Annotated in this window: 11 protein-coding genes; 2 read left to right on the top strand and 9 right to left on the bottom strand. The window is 52.7% G+C overall.

Annotated elements, in window-relative coordinates; genetic code table 11:
• Nucleotide 1: 1 nt before the first annotated feature.
• The 6 genes from NSU01_RS16575 to NSU01_RS16550 all read right to left on the bottom strand — a co-directional run bounded on the left by NSU01_RS16575 (nt 2) and on the right by NSU01_RS16550 (nt 10,672).
• The gene (locus tag NSU01_RS16575) at nt 2-4,492 is read right to left on the bottom strand and encodes a hypothetical protein (RefSeq protein ID WP_076248333.1); all 4,491 of its coding nucleotides are present in this window, start codon (nt 4,490-4,492) and stop codon (nt 2-4) included.
• On the bottom strand, nt 4,479-5,237 hold the full coding sequence (locus NSU01_RS16570) for a DUF6063 family protein (protein ID WP_042137096.1): 759 nt from the start codon (nt 5,235-5,237) through the stop codon (nt 4,479-4,481). The genes NSU01_RS16575 and NSU01_RS16570 overlap by 14 nt, the downstream gene beginning before the upstream one ends.
• A gap of 11 nt (nt 5,238-5,248) precedes the next feature.
• A complete protein-coding gene (locus tag NSU01_RS16565; RefSeq protein WP_042137094.1) occupies nt 5,249-6,754 on the bottom strand; it encodes a hypothetical protein in 1,506 nt (501 codons plus the stop codon).
• Between the two features lie 243 nt (nt 6,755-6,997).
• Nucleotides 6,998-7,594 carry a GNAT family N-acetyltransferase gene (locus NSU01_RS16560; RefSeq protein ID WP_076248334.1) on the bottom strand — a complete coding sequence of 199 codons (597 nt, stop codon included), beginning with the start codon at nt 7,592-7,594 and terminating at the stop codon, nt 6,998-7,000.
• A gap of 44 nt (nt 7,595-7,638) precedes the next feature.
• Nucleotides 7,639-9,552 carry a threonine--tRNA ligase gene (gene thrS, locus NSU01_RS16555; protein WP_042137090.1) on the bottom strand — a complete coding sequence of 638 codons (1,914 nt, stop codon included), beginning with the start codon at nt 9,550-9,552 and terminating at the stop codon, nt 7,639-7,641.
• A 454-nt stretch (nt 9,553-10,006) separates the two neighbouring features.
• Nucleotides 10,007-10,672 carry an HAD family hydrolase gene (locus tag NSU01_RS16550; protein ID WP_042137088.1) on the bottom strand — a complete coding sequence of 222 codons (666 nt, stop codon included), beginning with the start codon at nt 10,670-10,672 and terminating at the stop codon, nt 10,007-10,009.
• Between the two features lie 120 nt (nt 10,673-10,792).
• On the opposite strand from NSU01_RS16550, the gene NSU01_RS16545 reads away from it, so the two are divergent.
• On the top strand, nt 10,793-11,278 hold the full coding sequence (locus NSU01_RS16545) for a DUF6803 family protein (protein WP_042137086.1): 486 nt from the start codon (nt 10,793-10,795) through the stop codon (nt 11,276-11,278).
• A 231-nt stretch (nt 11,279-11,509) separates the two neighbouring features.
• Nucleotides 11,510-12,187, top strand: a complete 678-nt coding sequence (locus tag NSU01_RS16540; protein ID WP_042141169.1) for a DUF1796 family putative cysteine peptidase — start codon at nt 11,510-11,512, stop codon at nt 12,185-12,187.
• Here the strand turns inward: NSU01_RS16540 and NSU01_RS16535 are convergent, their stop codons facing one another.
• The 3 genes from NSU01_RS16535 to NSU01_RS16525 all read right to left on the bottom strand — a co-directional run bounded on the left by NSU01_RS16535 (nt 12,188) and on the right by NSU01_RS16525 (nt 15,597).
• The gene (locus NSU01_RS16535; protein ID WP_076248336.1) at nt 12,188-13,573 is read right to left on the bottom strand and encodes a HAMP domain-containing sensor histidine kinase; all 1,386 of its coding nucleotides are present in this window, start codon (nt 13,571-13,573) and stop codon (nt 12,188-12,190) included.
• Nucleotides 13,563-14,276, bottom strand: coding sequence for a response regulator transcription factor (locus NSU01_RS16530; RefSeq protein ID WP_339303390.1), 714 nt, complete (start codon nt 14,274-14,276; stop codon nt 13,563-13,565). The genes NSU01_RS16535 and NSU01_RS16530 overlap by 11 nt, the downstream gene beginning before the upstream one ends.
• A 130-nt stretch (nt 14,277-14,406) precedes the next feature.
• A complete protein-coding gene (locus NSU01_RS16525; RefSeq protein ID WP_076248340.1) occupies nt 14,407-15,597 on the bottom strand; it encodes an ArsR family transcriptional regulator in 1,191 nt (396 codons plus the stop codon).
• Nucleotides 15,598-15,619 lie beyond the last annotated feature (22 nt).

Raw genomic sequence — 15,619 nt, 5'->3', positions numbered from 1 at the left:
GCTAGAACAATGAGGCAGGGATCAGCTTGCGGCCGCCCTTAATCAGGGTTGAATCCAGTGCATCTCCTTTATCACCGCCAAAATACAGCTGCCAGTACACGCCGAAGCGGATGCTGACATCATTCTTCACCAGCTCCGGCGGCGTAACGATCAGCCACTGGAACTTCAGCGCCTTGGAAATCTCGAATACCGGATCAAGCACGTTATTGGAGACCATTTCACCGAACGGATTATCGTACAGGAAGACTGTCCAGCCTTTATTCTCACGGTTGACGCGCTTGTGGGTCATAATCATCATCGCCACCAGCAGCTGAACCGACTGGCGTTGACCGCCGCTGCCGACGGCCTCATCCAGCGCCCCGCGGTTAATGACCTCCCAATCCGAGTAATGGTACTCTTCCGGTGCTGCGTAGAGGAAATAATTCTCGGTCACCGGTTTATATACCTGGAGCACCGGGAAGCGGTTCTGCAGCGCGGCATACACCATCCGCCCGTCATTAATCAGCTCTCTGACTGCGGAAGCCGGAACCTGTTCGATCTTCGGGAACTTCTCCAGCAGGCTGCTGATGCAGCGGTTGAAATACTCACTGACCAGCGGTTCGATGTCATCTGTCGTTCTCGGAACGGTAATATTCTTGTAATTCAGCCGGACCAGCGGGAAGGCATGCCCGTTCTCATTATGAATAATCATCCGGCGTTCCATCCGCTTGAGAATGTCGGTAATCTGCACGACCCGCTTCGCGGCACGTCCTACCCACAGCTTGCGCGACAGCTCCATATCTTCCTTGTCACTGCGGATACTTTCAATCTGATCACGTGAGCTCTGGAGCATGGAGTCCAGTACCTGCAGTGCAATCGAGAAATCATCCCAGTGAACCGTGTTCAGGCGATCCTGAATTTTGGTCTCCAGCTCTGCGTTCCAGCCGGACTTGGCCAGTCTGCCGCTGAGTGTTGTCTTCTCTTCTTTGACTTTGCGCGAGATCTCCGCACGCTGGCTGCGGCTCTCCTTGCTGCGCAGGAGCCAATCTGCAACCAGCTGCTCACAGTTCTCCCGCACATCCAGCTGCACCTCTTCCGGAACATCCCGCAGCTGTACGCGGCTCTCGACATGGGTATCCATGACCTTGCTCTGATTGGAGAGTGTCTGCAGCCATATATCCATAGAGGCAAGCGCCTGCTTGCTTGTATTCAGCAAATACTCATTCTCTCGGAAGCGCGCACTGAGCTCTTCTTCCTTCTGCGCCAGCGGCTCATGCCAGAGCTCTACAGCACGCTCGTGCTTCTCCTTGATGGCCTTCTCGGATTTGCCCAGCTCCTTCTGCAGGTTATCCAGCTCCGCCATACAACGGATGTAGGAATCACGGATATGCTGATAATCCTCATCCAGAATTCCCGTGTCACTCTTCTGGCGCGTTCTGGCCGACTGAATAACCTCGGGCGAATCGTCCGGTTCAGGTGCGGACTGCCATCCGTCATCGACCTGCTGTACTGCTGCTTCCAGTTCAACCAGCTGTTGCCCTGCCGCTTTGATCTGGGCAGCCCGTGTGCGGATTTCCAGCTCATTCTGGCTGAGGGACTGCTGCAGACTTTCCACGGTACTCAGAAGCTGCAGCAGCTTATCCTGTACAGCCTCATCCGGCACTGCTTCTTCCTGCACAGTATCTTGTGCAGCACCGCCATGTTCACTTGGGAAGTGGATCTCCGGGAACCAGTTCTGCAGCCGCGGGAACAAGGAATATTTAGCTTCTCCCAGCCATTTCTCACGCTGCAGGGCGAGGCTGTCCATATCTGCCTTTAAATGTGCCAGCTGCTGTTCCTTAACGGCAATCTCTTTGCTTAAGCCTGTCTTCAATTCAACTGACTTTTGTTTGTCCTTGTAATCCTGCTCCTGCTTCCGGCTACGCTCCGCCCACTCACGCAGCGCCGCTGCCCTGGCCTCATGCTCGGTTTTCTCGGCCTCACTGACAGCCAGGTCTCTGGAAATTCCGGATAGAGTCTCTTCATTCAGCGACATTTCAGCGTTCAACTCATTCAGACTCTTGCCAAGCTCCTGCTTCAGGGTCTCTAATACCTTCTGTCTGGCCCGAAGACTTACGGTGTGTTCACTCTGGAGCAGCCGGTCATACTCCTGTCTGGCTGATTTCAGCTTCGCCAGATACCCTTCCGCATCCTGCAGCTCTTCTTCCCGCTCTTTGAGCCGGGAGGCGATCCCTTGCTTCCAGTCCAGGAAACGCTCCGGCTGCAGCACCATCTGTGGCCCCTGATGGGAGAGCAGCAGGAATGAAGCTCCTGTGGCATCCGCCATTTCCTCACGCACGAAGACCGGGACAGGCGATTTGAGCAGAAGCTCCTGAAGCAGCTCAGGCTGAAGCTTAGCCGATTCACGCTTCGTTACAATCAGCCCGTAAGGCAGCAGCGGGTGACGTTCCAGCTCCTCTTCACGGAGCAGGTAAGACTGGTCGTTCAGATATGCACTGCCGATCATGGAGCTGATCTTAAGGGCATCCAGGGCATCCTTCACCGTCAGGATATCATTATTAGGCAGCCAATAGGCTTCCTGCTGCAGCTCTACATCCAGCAATTGATTATAGTATTCCCGTCTGAGCCGCTTCGTCTGCTGCTCGGCATCATCCAGTCTGCGGATGAACCGTTCCTGGATAAGTGATTGGGCCTCGAACAATGCTGTCGTCCCGAGCTGCTGATGTTCTTCATACATTTCCAGCAGGACTACGAGCTGTGACCAGAGCTGTGATTCCTTGCCCATCTGGCCTTCAATCCGGTCCGTAAGCTCCTCCGCCTGGCTTGCAGCCCCCAGCAGCTTCTCAGTCAGCCGTGTATGTCTGGTATGCAGAGCAAGCTTCTCTTCTTCTGCGGATTTGCGCTGCTCGTTCAGGACAACGATATTCTCGGCAATGCTTCTGGCTGCAATCAGCGTGCGCTGAAGGGCGGCTGCCGGTGAATGGGCAGCCTCCTGCCCGTGGCGGGAAGTGAACACTCCCAGATCTTCGGTATACTGGCGGATGAGCGCCGTCAATTCATGAATCTTGCCCTCAAGTCCGCCGAATTCAAGCAGGAATGCCTCCCGGCCTTTGCGCAGAACGGCCTCTTCTGCACCCAGAGCCTGCTGGCGGCCGCTGAAGAACAGCATTCGCGCCTGCCACAACCGGTAGACCTCATCCCACTGCAGGCGAAGCTCCTGCTTGGCCGCTTGGATAACCTCTTGACGCTCCTTCATCGCAAGGGAGCCTTCAATGGCTTCAATTTCCTTCTGCCACTGCTCCATCTGGCGGATCTGCAGTCTGCGTCTGGCTAAATAATGGGCAACCTCAAGATCCTTTTCCTTGATCTTCGATTCCTCCAGCCGCTGCTTAGCCCGTGCCTGATTATCCGAGACCGCTTTGAAATCATCCTGCTTGCGGTCACGCTCTTCCTTGAGCTTCAGATACTTCAGATTATCCGTCTCAAATTTCAGCTGCTTCGCTTCCTGATAATGCCCGGCTAACTCATCCGCAGTTTTGCGGCGTTTGTCTTCGGCATTCTTCAGCTCATCATAGATCACGGTGTACAGCTGCCGTCCAAGCAATTCCGTTTCCTGAAAGCTGCGGTCAGCCTCCGTCCCCTGCTTGACAGCCTCGTAGAGCGGGGCGGCAAGTGAAGTGAATTCGGCAAAAGCCCGTTCTCTCTGCTCCAGCATCGGCAGCCGCTGTGCAACCGTAGCAGAATCTATGAACATCCGCTGAAGCGAGCCTTCATCCTCGCGCATGCTGCCGTTCAGACTGGACCCGATTTCCGGAATAATCAGCTTCTCGAACAGATTATGGTTGGTGAAGGCATCATTCTTCTGGAAATAGCCTTTAATTCCGCCCTCCTCGCCGTTGATTCTCCGCATATTCCGCCATTCATCAATATGAATATCCCGGTCTGCCAGAAAAGCATAATATTTCTTCAGGTCCGAGCTGTGGCTGCCATACGCAACGATCTCATTACGCCGCTCACGGACAAATTGCTGAATCGCTTCAAAGCTGGCCGGAGTGTTCAGCTCGTGATCATAGAGCGGCAGGGTAGACAATGTAAGCTCCGCATTCTCATCATAATTGAGCAGCGCATAGAGCAGATAATCTACTTTGATCTCCAGCTGATCCACCGAGTTCTGGGCAGTCATTGCGATTCCGGTGGTTATGTACTCCGTCCGTTCCGGCTCGTCCAGCCGCCATTCGATGGCAACGTGGAACGTATAGGGCTTCAGCTGTTTTTTGTGATTATGGAAGAAGGCTTCTACCTGGTTCTCATTATCTTTACCCCAGGCAGCCTTGGGCATCAGCAGCTGGAATATCGACTGCAGCAGCACGCCCTTTCCTCCGCCGTTCATCAGCGTAATCAGCGTGTTGGACGGGCCTTCCTCATTGCACAGGTCGAGGATCATATCCTCATATTTCTTCAGCATCTTCTCATATTTAAGTCCGGCGATGCGGATTCGCTCAATGCGCGGCATGGGCTTCCTCCTCCTTCTCGCTGAGTGTCCGGCCAATCAGGGCCTTCAGCTCCTTATAGCGGTCCACATCATGATAGAGATAACGCATCCGCTCATACAGCTCTTCCCGGGGGAAAATCCGCTTCTCATTCTCGGAGATGAATACCAGATGCTCTTCCTCCAGCAGCTTCATCCCCTCATGGATCAGGCCGATCCGTGAGCCGGCGCCGCGGGTCAGCGAATCGCCCTCCTCCTGGCTTTTGGTCTGCATATACAGGCTGCTCCATACTTTGTGCATCGCCTGAATATCCAGCCGCCACTGCTTGCTGAAGCTGCCGTCTTCGTCCATGTCCATCCATGTCTGGAACAGGGCGGATACCTGATCCGAGAGCTGTATGTAGGACATGCTGTCCTGACCCGGCTTGAAATGCTGTTCATCCTGATCCATCTCAGCCAGGAACACCAGAATGATTACGTTGATGATATGCAGATGCGTCTTGCGTTCTATGCGCGAATATTTATTGCGCAGCTGTGTGAAGTTACTGGCAAAGCCGGAGCCCATTGGACTCACGAGCAGGTGCAGACGATGCCCGGAGTTCATAATCCGGCAGCCGGCTTCCTTGGCTACATATTGTAAGGCATCATAAGCAACGGTATCCTGCAGGCATTCGGCCGCAGCGGGATCATCAAGTGATATCACCTTGCGGCGAAGCAGGTCGAAGAACAGCCGTGAAGCCTGTTGTACTTGCTCTAACGAATAACTCATGCTGAATCATCTCACTTCTCTACTATAGTAATGGTATAAGGACTGATCTCCAGGCCGGGCCAGCGGATGCTGTCCTGCTGCCCGTTAGCAATCCTGGTCTGCAGCACTTTGCCCCGCAAGGTTTCAAGCTCCGGGTGGTCCGCGATCAGACGCCCAATCAGCTTCTGACATTCGTCGGCCCCGCCGTGACCTTCCGCTTCCTGCTCCTGCACCTTAATTTCGGTATGGAAAAATTGAACCCACAGGTCCACCGCATTGGGAGTAACCGCCCAGCGCCGCTGTTCATCCTCCGTGAAAGCCTCTGCCGAGAATGTAAAGCTTCCCTGTTCTGCCAGTCCGGCGAAGACCGGCAGCCAAAGCTCAGACACCTCGGTCCACGGTATGCTTTTGGGGACATAGTGGAGTTCTTCCTCCTCCCCGGCTTCATCCGGGTCGTCCGGCAATTCGTCAGGCAGGAAGCCGACATCCTGCTCTTCCCAGGCCCAGGCCAGCGGATAAATAAAGTCTTGGCTGGGAGAGAATAGCCCGCTGATCAGAGTTTCCATGCTGTCTCCATCCGGCAACCCTTCCGGCTTCACCCATTCCTCCCAGACATGAGTACGGAAGTTGAAGCCGGCGGCACCCCAGAACAGCTCCGGGAAGTTGAGCCTGAGATTGGTTTCCGCTTCAAAAATGCTAAGTACCACTTCGGCAAGCTCATCATGCACCCGACGGGAGAGTTCGACCCGCTCGGAGAGCAGCCGCAGCTCATTGAAGTCGATGACATCCTTCTCATCATTGGCCAGCCGGGCCAGCGAGCGGTGAATATTATCGAAATGCTTGCGTTCTTCGTCAAATTGCTGGTGAATCTCCTCCAGCCGCTGGTGCCGCTGAGCGCCATATTCGCTGAAGATATGCTTCGGATTGCGGCGCAGCGCATTGCGGTATTCCTGCTGCTGCTGCGTCATCTTCCGCACCCGGGAGATCAGTTCATTCACATCCTGCATCGCCCTCGTTACCCGTCCATGCTTGATATGCATCTGAATCTCGAGCAGCTTGATGCTGATCTGAAATTCGTCAATGATCTCATGGCTCATGAAGATCAGCTCCATCGCATATTCGGAGAGCCGGTAGATTGTGGTCCCGTTCTCTTCCCAGCTGGTCCGGGTAGCATCTTCATCCACTGTGAAATATTTGTATTTCTGCACCGCCATCTGACGGGACTGATCATCGTAATAATTGGCCTCGAAATCCCCGCCGTTTCCGCTCCACAGCAGCCCGTCCACCAGCCGTTCCACCGATTCCGGACTTCCGAGCCTCGCGATGCCGAAGCGTTCAAGCGAGCTCCACGTCAATTCGACCAGGTCCTCCCTGGATCTCTGCTCATTCGATTCCAGCTCCAGATAATAGACCTGCAGCAGCACGCTTAGAGCAATCATTTCCTTATAAGGCTGAAGCTCGCCGAGATTCATGCCTGCCCCCAGACTCCATAGGGGATTCAGCCGTTTATTCCGTTCTCCAAAATCATTCCAGTTCATGCTCCTGCCAACCTCGCCATCACTTCATAATTTACCTCACAACATAACATAAACCCACATCTGCCCCGAAGGGTGAAGTATGGGCTAGGATTACGATAAACGATATATTGGGGAATGTATGTTTCTATCCTCATGTCTTTCTATTATATCAATGTTTCTCAGATCTGGCTATTTGCAAAAAATAATAGAGGAGCCCGCAATGGGACCCCTCTAAGTTTCGCTTGGGCACCCGGATGGATGCAGCTACTTATATTTCACATTCAACAGATAATCAAGATTAGCCTTCACCGCAGGCCACTCGTCATCAATGATACTGTACAGCGCATTATCCATAACCATGCCGTCAGAGGTGAGGCGCTGCTTGCGCAGCACGCCTTCCCGGACAGCGCCAATCCGTTCAACCGCCCGCTGCGACCGGAGGTTGGTACTGACAATACAGAAGTTAACGCGGATTAATCCGAGTGCCTCGAAGCAGTACTGCAGAAGCAGCGACTTCGACTCCGTGTTCACTGCGGTTCTCCAGTAATCCGGCGAAATCCAGGTGCAGCCGATCTCTGCATTGCGGTGCGTCCGGTCCAGATGCATGATCCGTGTAGTGCCGGCAATCCGGCCGGAAGCCTGCTCAATGATGACAAAAGGGATATCCGTACCTTTGGCCTTGTTCACCAATGCCGCGTCTATCAATTGTCCTACCTGCTCTTCTGTACTGATCCTTCTCCAGGTATATTCCCAGATCAGCGGATCGTTCAGCACCTTAACCAGCTCCGACTTATGCTCTTCCATCAGGGGCACAAGCCTGATCACGCCGCCCTCCAGTTGCTCAGCATTCTTCGAAATCATGTATCAGCCCTCCTGACTTTTGATTACCTATTTAATGAAGCAATTTATTTCCGCTCAGCGATTTGGCCGGCCAGCAGCTGAATGAACTCCTGTACGCTGAGCGATATTTGTGAACTCTCCGCACGGCCCCGTACGGAAACTGTACCGTTGTTCTGTTCCTGATCTCCGAGTACGAGCATATAAGGCACTTTCTCCAGCTGCGCTTCACGGATTTTGTAGCCCAGCTTCTCATCCCGCGCATCCAGCTCAACCCGCAGTCCGGCCGCCTGCAGCTGCTCTTTAACCTCGAAGGCATAATCAGCATGAACCCCGGATACAGGCAGCAGCTTGACTTGCACGGGAGACAGCCATAGCGGAAAAGCTCCGCTGAAGTGCTCTGTAAGAATGCCCATGAACCGGTCAATGGAGCCGAATACAGCGCGGTGAATGACTACCGGACGGTGCTTCCCGTTATCTTCACCAATATAAGTCAGATCGAACTTCTCCGGCATTTGGAAATCCAGCTGGATTGTACCGCATTGCCAGCTTCTTTTCAAGGCATCAAGGACATGGAAATCGATCTTGGGCCCGTAAAAAGCGCCATCCCCCTCGTTCACCCGATACTCGATCCCGTTGTTCTTCAGCACGCGTTCGAGCGACAGCTCCGCCTGATCCCAGAGTTCTTCAGCCCCCATATAATCATCCGGACGTGTGGACAGCTCCACCTTGTACTCGAAACCGAATACTTTGTACATCTGATCAATGAGCTCCAGCACCCGGCTAATTTCATCCTCAATCTGTTCAGGCAGGACAAACAGGTGGGCATCATCCTGGCAAAAAGTGCGGACGCGCATCATTCCATTCAGCGCCCCTGAGAATTCATGGCGGTGGACCTGGCCATATTCAGCAATCCGGATCGGCAGCTCCCGGTAGGAACGAAGGCTGTTCTTGTAGATCAGCATATGTCCGGGGCAGTTCATCGGTTTGAGCGCAAAATCTGTTTCATCCACTTTTGTGAAATACATCTCGTCTTTATAATGATCCCAGTGTCCGGATTGCTCCCATAGCCTTCTGTTCATCATCAGGGGTGAACGGACTTCATCGTAATCACTATACCTCTGCAATTCACGCGAGAAGTTCTCCAGCTCTGTACGGATGATCATGCCCTTCGGCAGATAGAACGGCATGCCCGGCGCTTCTTCGGAGAACATGAACAGCCCAAGTTCCTTGCCCAGCTTGCGGTGGTCGCGCTTCTTCGCTTCCTCCAGCATGTGGAGATGCTCCTCCAGCTGGGATTTCTTGAAGAATGAAGTTCCGTATATCCGCTGGAGCACCTGATTATCTGAATCCCCGCGCCAGTAGGCTCCCGCTACGCTAAGCAGCTTGAAGGCCTTGATCCGGCCAGTTGACGGCATATGCGGCCCCCGGCACAGATCAGTGAATTCACCTTGCTCATACAAGCTGATCACTGCATCCTCCGGCAGGTCACGGAGCAGCTCAAGCTTAAGGGGCTCCTCCAGCTGCCGAAACAGTTCCATCGCTTCACTTCTGCTGACAACCCGGCGCAGAATCGGCAGATTTTCTCCGATTATCTTCTCCATTTCCCGCTCAATCGCACCCAAATCCTCCACGGACAACGGCCGTGCTATATCAATATCGTAATAGAATCCATCCTCTATGACCGGACCGATACCCAATTTAACATTCTGATCCCCGTAGATCCGTTTGACAGCCTGGGCCATCAGATGAGCAGTACTATGTCTATGGATCATTAGACCCTCAATGCTGTCCGCCATTATAATTTCAACGAGGCTATCCTGTTCAACCGGGTGATCAAGGTCAACGAGCCTGCCGTCGATTTTACCGGCTACCGCATTCTTCTTCAGACTTGCACTGATTGACTCCGCAACCTGCGCAACTGTGGTGTTACGCGAATACCTCCTAATTGTTCCATCCGGCAGTTTCACTTGAATCTCCATGATTGTGGCCTCCATTTCTTCAGGTTTCTGTTAGTGTGATTTGAACGCAAAAAAACGCATCTCATCCCGGAAAGGGACGAGTGCGTCTAAGCTCGTGGTTCCACCCTAATTCGACTATGTATCTACGGACCCCCGGCTGTTCGGCGGAAACGTGATAAGCACAATCCTCATGGCATCCGTTAACGGGGATGGGGCGGTGGCATTTACAGCCTCACTAACAGCAGGAGGGTTCAGTGTCACGGCTGCAAAGGGGTAACATCCGGCTGGTCTCTGTAAGAAGCTCTCACCTTGCACTTCTCTCTCTGGTCAGTCCTGGGAGGATATCCTGTCTCTGGTCATTGCCTTAGATATGGTGTTGCTTGGTTACATAATACTGAATGCCTTCGCTAAAAGTCAATACTGCGGTGAAAAAATAGTTGTATGCCGCTGTCCCCCGGCAATCTATCCGTTAATATCATTCACTTGAAATCCGCGAAATAATCATACCCGTTTCTTCAACCGTAGCAGCAATATAATCCGCTCCGGCAGCCGATAATTCCTCCTCCGAACCGTAGCCGAATAACACGCCAATGGAAGGCACACCGCAGGCCTTCGCCCCGATAATGTCATGCTCCCGGTCCCCGATCATCAGCGCCTGTGCGGCAGGAATATCATTCTGGTCCAGCACATACTGGATCACCTCGCGCTTCTTCGAGCGTGTCCCGTCCAGATTGCTGCCAGCGGTGAACCTGAAGAAGTGATCCAGCTTGTAATGGCGGAGAATTTCCTCAGCAAAGACCGTGGGTTTGGATGTCGCCACATACAGGCTGAATCCCTGATTCCGCAGGTTCTCCAGTAACTCCGGAACGCCTGGAATCACACTGTTCTCGAACATGCCGAGCGTCCGGTAACGCTCCCGGTAGAAGTCCACACCCTGCAGGGCAGCTTCATGTGTCAGCCCCTGGATTTGAACAAAAGAATCATAGAGCGGCGGCCCGATATACGGGATCAGCAGGTCAGGATGCTCCACCTCGATCCCTAGCTTGTGCAGCGCATATTCCACGCATTTGGTGATGCCTTCTTTGGGATCGGTTAATGTGCCGTCCAGATCAAATAAAATATGATGCAACGCGTCCTTCACTTCCGTTCGTGCTCCCTTCCTGTTTAACTTTGTTCATCATACCTTCCTTTCTTCATACTTTCCACACACTTGTCTACTAACATCACTATGTAAGCTATATTTGAACCTGGAGGATGTAACATGAACATGACGCATTATATGTCCCTGCTGGCGGACAATCAGCCATGGAATCTGATTCTTTTTATGGCGATTCCCGTGATTTTTGCCGAGACGATTACGGTTACAGAGTTTATTATTCTGTTCACCAAGAAGCTGAACGGGCCGCTCCGAGCGTTCAACCGGGTATGCAGTATTCTTGCCGGACTCTATTTCACCGGAGTTTTCCTGTACTTGTTCCCTACCGCCTTCATCCCGCTCACCGCAAATGGCGAATGGCACACCTGGGTGGATGTGGTTGCGGTAAGCTTTTATCTGAGCGGAGTCATCTTCCTGCTGCCTCTGGCCCTGCTGGATCTCGGTCTCATCGCCCGCAAACGCAGTGAAGAGAGTAAGCTTAAGCTACATTTCCTGCTAATCAGCGGCTTCCTCGTTGTTGCCCACATCGCGATGATCTTCGGAATGGTGAATCCGGAAATTATGGGCGGAATGGCTGGAATGAACCACTAAGAGTTGAGTCACCTAAGTTTATAAAAGATTGACAGGTGTCCGGGGAGGCTATAGAAATAGCTGCCCGGGCGCCTTTTGGTTTTCATTACGCACAAACCCGTCAGAATGAGATTGCTACCAGCTATCCGAAGCATGTGTGCTGCTGAATTTTGTCTCATCCGTCCAATCAATCCCGGAGCATCGCGTATATGATTTACTAACGATGGAGACTGGATAGAGATGGGTGAATTCATGAAACTACAAGACGTCAAAAAGGACTATGAACTGATCGTCAGCTTAGGTTCATCTTGTGCGCCGGCAATTAACCTGAAGAGATACGGTCTACGGAAATTCTCAATGCCTCTAGACTGGATGATTTCGTATTCACTGGCCGATGTCAACCGGCTTCTAAAGAATGAGTTCAGGAACTTTATGGATTTCAGAAATCTGCATCCGCTGGATGAGACCCATTTTTTGCTGGATGATGGAGATCCCGTGTATTTGGATCATTCCAGGAACAATCTGTCACCATCTTATTTCATACGGGACTCACTGTATAACATCATCTCCGCCCACGATTTCCCGATTATTACAGGTCAGGGCTGGAGCGCTTCCTATCCCGCCTACAGACTGAAGCTGGAATACCGGATCGGCCGGTTCTGGAACAGTCTGCTCAGCAGCGACGATAGTTTATTTGTCAGATGGTTTGCAAGCGCTGAACAGGTACTGGAGCTGCATATGATTTTATCAAAGCTATTAAATAACAAGAAATTTACAATCCTCATTCTTAATCCTATACCCGGCCTTAGTGCAACACGAGAAGCGGAATGGGGTATCGGCAATGTCTGCGTTCTGGAAGTGCCCGGTGATATGAATGATTATGCGAATTGGGATTACATCCTGCAAGGTATAAGTCTAAATCATTCTTAGTTATCTCCTAAAAGCAACCTCACAGCGTGTTCCTACGCCCACCTTACTTGTAAACACAATCGTACCGCCGAGCAGCTCGACCAGCTTATTCACAATGGAAAGACCGAGGCCGGAGCCTCCGTATTGCCGCGAGCGGGATTTCTCTACCCGGTAAAAACGGTCAAAAATAAAGGGAAGCTCTGCCTCCGGAATACCGATTCCCGTATCCTCCACAACAAATATTGCTGAGTCCGGAGTGAATCTTAGACTCACCTTGATCTGTCCCTTTTCGGTATAGCGGACAGCATTCTCCAGCAGATTCATCACGATTTGCTCCATCCGTTTGCCATCGCCTAATACTCTTACCTCCTGCCCGTCATCGTACGAAGCTGTCAGCAGCAGACCTTTCTCCTTCGCCGGTAATTCCACCCTGCGGACCGCCTGATCCATGATCTGTCTGAGATTGACCTGTTCCAGGTTCAGCGGAATTCTGCCCTCTTCCATCTTAGCCAGCTCGAACAAGTCATCGACCAGATGCTGCAGCCGGTGTGCTTCCTGATCGATGATGTCGAGATACAGCCCCTTCTCTTCCTCCGTCTCATATAACCCGCTCTTCACTACCTTGGCATACCCCTGCAGATAAGTAATCGGTGTCCGCAGTTCATGCGAGATATTGGCCAGAAATTCCTGGCGGGTATCCCTGTAACGCTGCAGGTCAACGGCCAGATCGTTAATGGCTCCTGCGAGGAAACCAATCTCATCCTTGCCGCGGATGGTAAGGCGTGTCTCCAGTTCACCGGCGGCGATCTTGCGGGTGGCTCTCTGCATCTGCAGAAGCGGACGGGACAGGACCACGGCAATGATCCAGGTGATGCCGAGCGCCAAAGTGAACGCGCCAATCCCCGCGAGCAGCAGAATATTGCGCACTGAAGCCAGCGATTCTTCCATATTCGTGGTAGAGGACATTACATACAGCGCCGAACTGACCCCATCCTCACCTGTGATAGGTTGTCCAGTGACGAAATACCGGTGCCCCGCTGGATCTTTGTACAGGAAGCTGACTGTTTTGCCGGTAAAAATGTCTGTAAGATCACCGGTCCGGATGAACGCCCGGTCCGCAGAATCGTGAACGCCTGAATGCAGATTCGTACGGCCATCAGGAAGAATGTTAAATATACTGACATTGGAGAATTCAGCAAACGTCGTCATCATCTGGCTGGTCGTGGACTCCTTGGACTGGGCCATGACCGTGAAATGGGAGGCCAGCTCCTCCGTTTCCGTCTGCATTTCGTTGTAATAGAAGCTGGTGAACATCCTGTCGATCACCATGCCCAGCGACAGCAGTACGATCAGGAATACGGACATAATGACCAGCCCAAGCTTGGAGCCGATGATATTATGTTTCATCCGGACTACCCGTGACCTGGAATTTATACCCGAGGCCCCATACCGTTTGCACCGGATTATACGCTAGGCCCGCTCTCTGCATCTTTTCGCGGATATTCTTGATGTGGGTGTCGATGACCCGGGTTTCACCGCCGTAATCGTTGCCCCACAGCCGTTCGACCAGCTCGTCGCGGGTGAATACCCGTTGTCCGCTGCGCGCCAGCAAGGCCAGGAGATCGAACTCTTTTAATGTAAAATCAACGTTCTGGCCCTGTACACGCACCTCGCGTGCCTCCGGGTAAATCCGCAAATCGGGATACTCCAGTACTTCTTCCCGGGGCGCCAATGACTGCGTCAGTGCAGAACGGCGGAGCAGCGAATGTATCCGGGCCAGCAGCTCCTCCGGCTCAAACGGCTTGGTCAGATAATCATCTGCGCCGATGCCAAGACCCTGCACCTTATCCTTAATCTCCGAACGCGCGGTGAGCATCAGGATGGGGATATGACTCTGCTCCCGGATCAATCGGCAGACCTGCCAGCCATCCATGTCAGGCATCATCACATCGAGCAGAATCAGATCAAACGCGTGCTGCCCCGCCATGCGGATGGCCTCCTGCCCCGTTGCAGCTTCTCTGGTGCTGAACCCCTCGTTCAGCAGATATATACGCAGCAAATTCCGCATATTCCATTCGTCGTCTACTATAAGTATTTGAGATTTGGACAAGCCGTTCACCCTTTTCGTGGACTGGTTAATAGTTCGTGCATTCATTATACCCAAGTGGAAACGGTTATGCTTTCTTACTTGTTCTATAAATAAAGAGGCCGGCAGCGGGTCCCGCTGCCGGCTTGCTCTTCTAATGCCCCGAGTGCGGATTATCACCGGAGGCGGAGGAAATCTCCAGCATGTCATCGATCTCACTCTGCGCTGCGGCGCTAATCGTCGCTGTATCACCAGTCAGCCAAGCGTGATTATAAGGCCCTTCAGCCGGTGAATCCTTGAATTTCGGCTGCAGCTCCATCGTATAATTCATCAGGGAATCCGGCAATCCGTCCTGCTTCAAGAAGACCAGCGGCGCGTGTTTGCCCAAGTGGGAGAAGGGGGCAGCGGCAATCGCCAGCATCGTTGAATCCGTAGTCAACAAGGACAGGTTATGTCCGGGAGTAGTGATTCCCCAGCCGAATCCGTTCGCCGTATCCTTGAATTTGGCAAAGGCAATGGCATTCTCATAAGGATCCTCTCCTGCTATGCGCGTAACCGTTCCGTATTGCTTAAGCTGCTCCTCCACATCTGCTGAAATGACAGATTGGGGACCGAGAATATAGATTACTGCACTGCCGCCGCGTTCCTTGAGCGCGTCTGCTGTTGCAGCCGGGATTTCGCTTTTCCCCACAAATAGTAAAGGCTCCGGCATATGAGCGATCCAGTTGACAGCCGGGAGGGTATATTCAGGACTATCCATTGAGCCGATAATTACACTCTGCGGCAGCTCGCCTGACACTTTTGCATAGTAAGAATCAACAGCGCCTGCCACTGCGGCTGGATCATCCCCTTCAATCTTGTCCAGCTTCAGATTAAGCGAGTTGAGCTGAGTCTCGACTGCTTCAGACGATGGCCCGACAATTACAACCTGAATGCCGTCATTGCCATCCGCACCAAGCGGCTTCAGCCGCTTCAATTCAGTAAGAGTCTCATCCGGCACACCGTCTTTGGTGAAAAAGAGAACCGGCCCGTTGCTGGGATGGTGGATCAGATCCGTGCTTATCGCGGCAATCTGCCAGTTATCCACACTTGTCAGGACTACAGACGATGGCCGGTTGCTCTTCGTTTCAGCCGTCCATAAGGTCCGGGAGACCAGCACAGCCGCCTGAACAGGGTCAGAGGTGTTGATCCGTGTTGTATTCTTGGTAGCGATCCAAGGTGTAGTTACCGCTGTTTGTGCAGTGATAGCGCTTGATTCTTCCTTGTTATCCGCGCCCGGGCTGCAACCCGCCAATGTTGCTCCAAGCAGCAGGATAAAGGTCGCCGTCAGCAGTCTTCTCTTCATTATTGTCCCTCCACTTCAGTTG

Source organism: Paenibacillus sp. FSL H8-0259 (assembly GCF_037963255.1).
Lineage (GTDB): Bacteria > Bacillota > Bacilli > Paenibacillales > Paenibacillaceae > Paenibacillus_AQ > Paenibacillus_AQ phytohabitans.
The sequence above is the reverse complement of the archived record's forward strand: the minus strand, read 5'-3'. Positions and strand labels throughout refer to the sequence as shown.

What these genes read in the sequence shown, in the direction of transcription:
- NSU01_RS16570 (WP_042137096.1), bottom strand. Translation starts at nt 5,237, where the DNA reads ATGAGTTATTCGTTAGAGCAAGTACAACAGGCTTCACGGCTGTTCTTC.
- thrS (WP_042137090.1), bottom strand. Translation starts at nt 9,552, where the DNA reads ATGGAGATTCAAGTGAAACTGCCGGATGGAACAATTAGGAGGTATTCG.
- NSU01_RS16535 (WP_076248336.1), bottom strand. Translation starts at nt 13,573, where the DNA reads ATGAAACATAATATCATCGGCTCCAAGCTTGGGCTGGTCATTATGTCC.
- NSU01_RS16575 (WP_076248333.1), bottom strand. Translation starts at nt 4,492, where the DNA reads ATGCCGCGCATTGAGCGAATCCGCATCGCCGGACTTAAATATGAGAAG.
- NSU01_RS16565 (WP_042137094.1), bottom strand. Translation starts at nt 6,754, where the DNA reads ATGAACTGGAATGATTTTGGAGAACGGAATAAACGGCTGAATCCCCTA.
- NSU01_RS16525 (WP_076248340.1), bottom strand. Translation starts at nt 15,597, where the DNA reads ATGAAGAGAAGACTGCTGACGGCGACCTTTATCCTGCTGCTTGGAGCA.
- NSU01_RS16540 (WP_042141169.1), top strand. Translation starts at nt 11,510, where the DNA reads ATGAAACTACAAGACGTCAAAAAGGACTATGAACTGATCGTCAGCTTA.
- NSU01_RS16545 (WP_042137086.1), top strand. Translation starts at nt 10,793, where the DNA reads ATGAACATGACGCATTATATGTCCCTGCTGGCGGACAATCAGCCATGG.
- NSU01_RS16560 (WP_076248334.1), bottom strand. Translation starts at nt 7,594, where the DNA reads ATGATTTCGAAGAATGCTGAGCAACTGGAGGGCGGCGTGATCAGGCTT.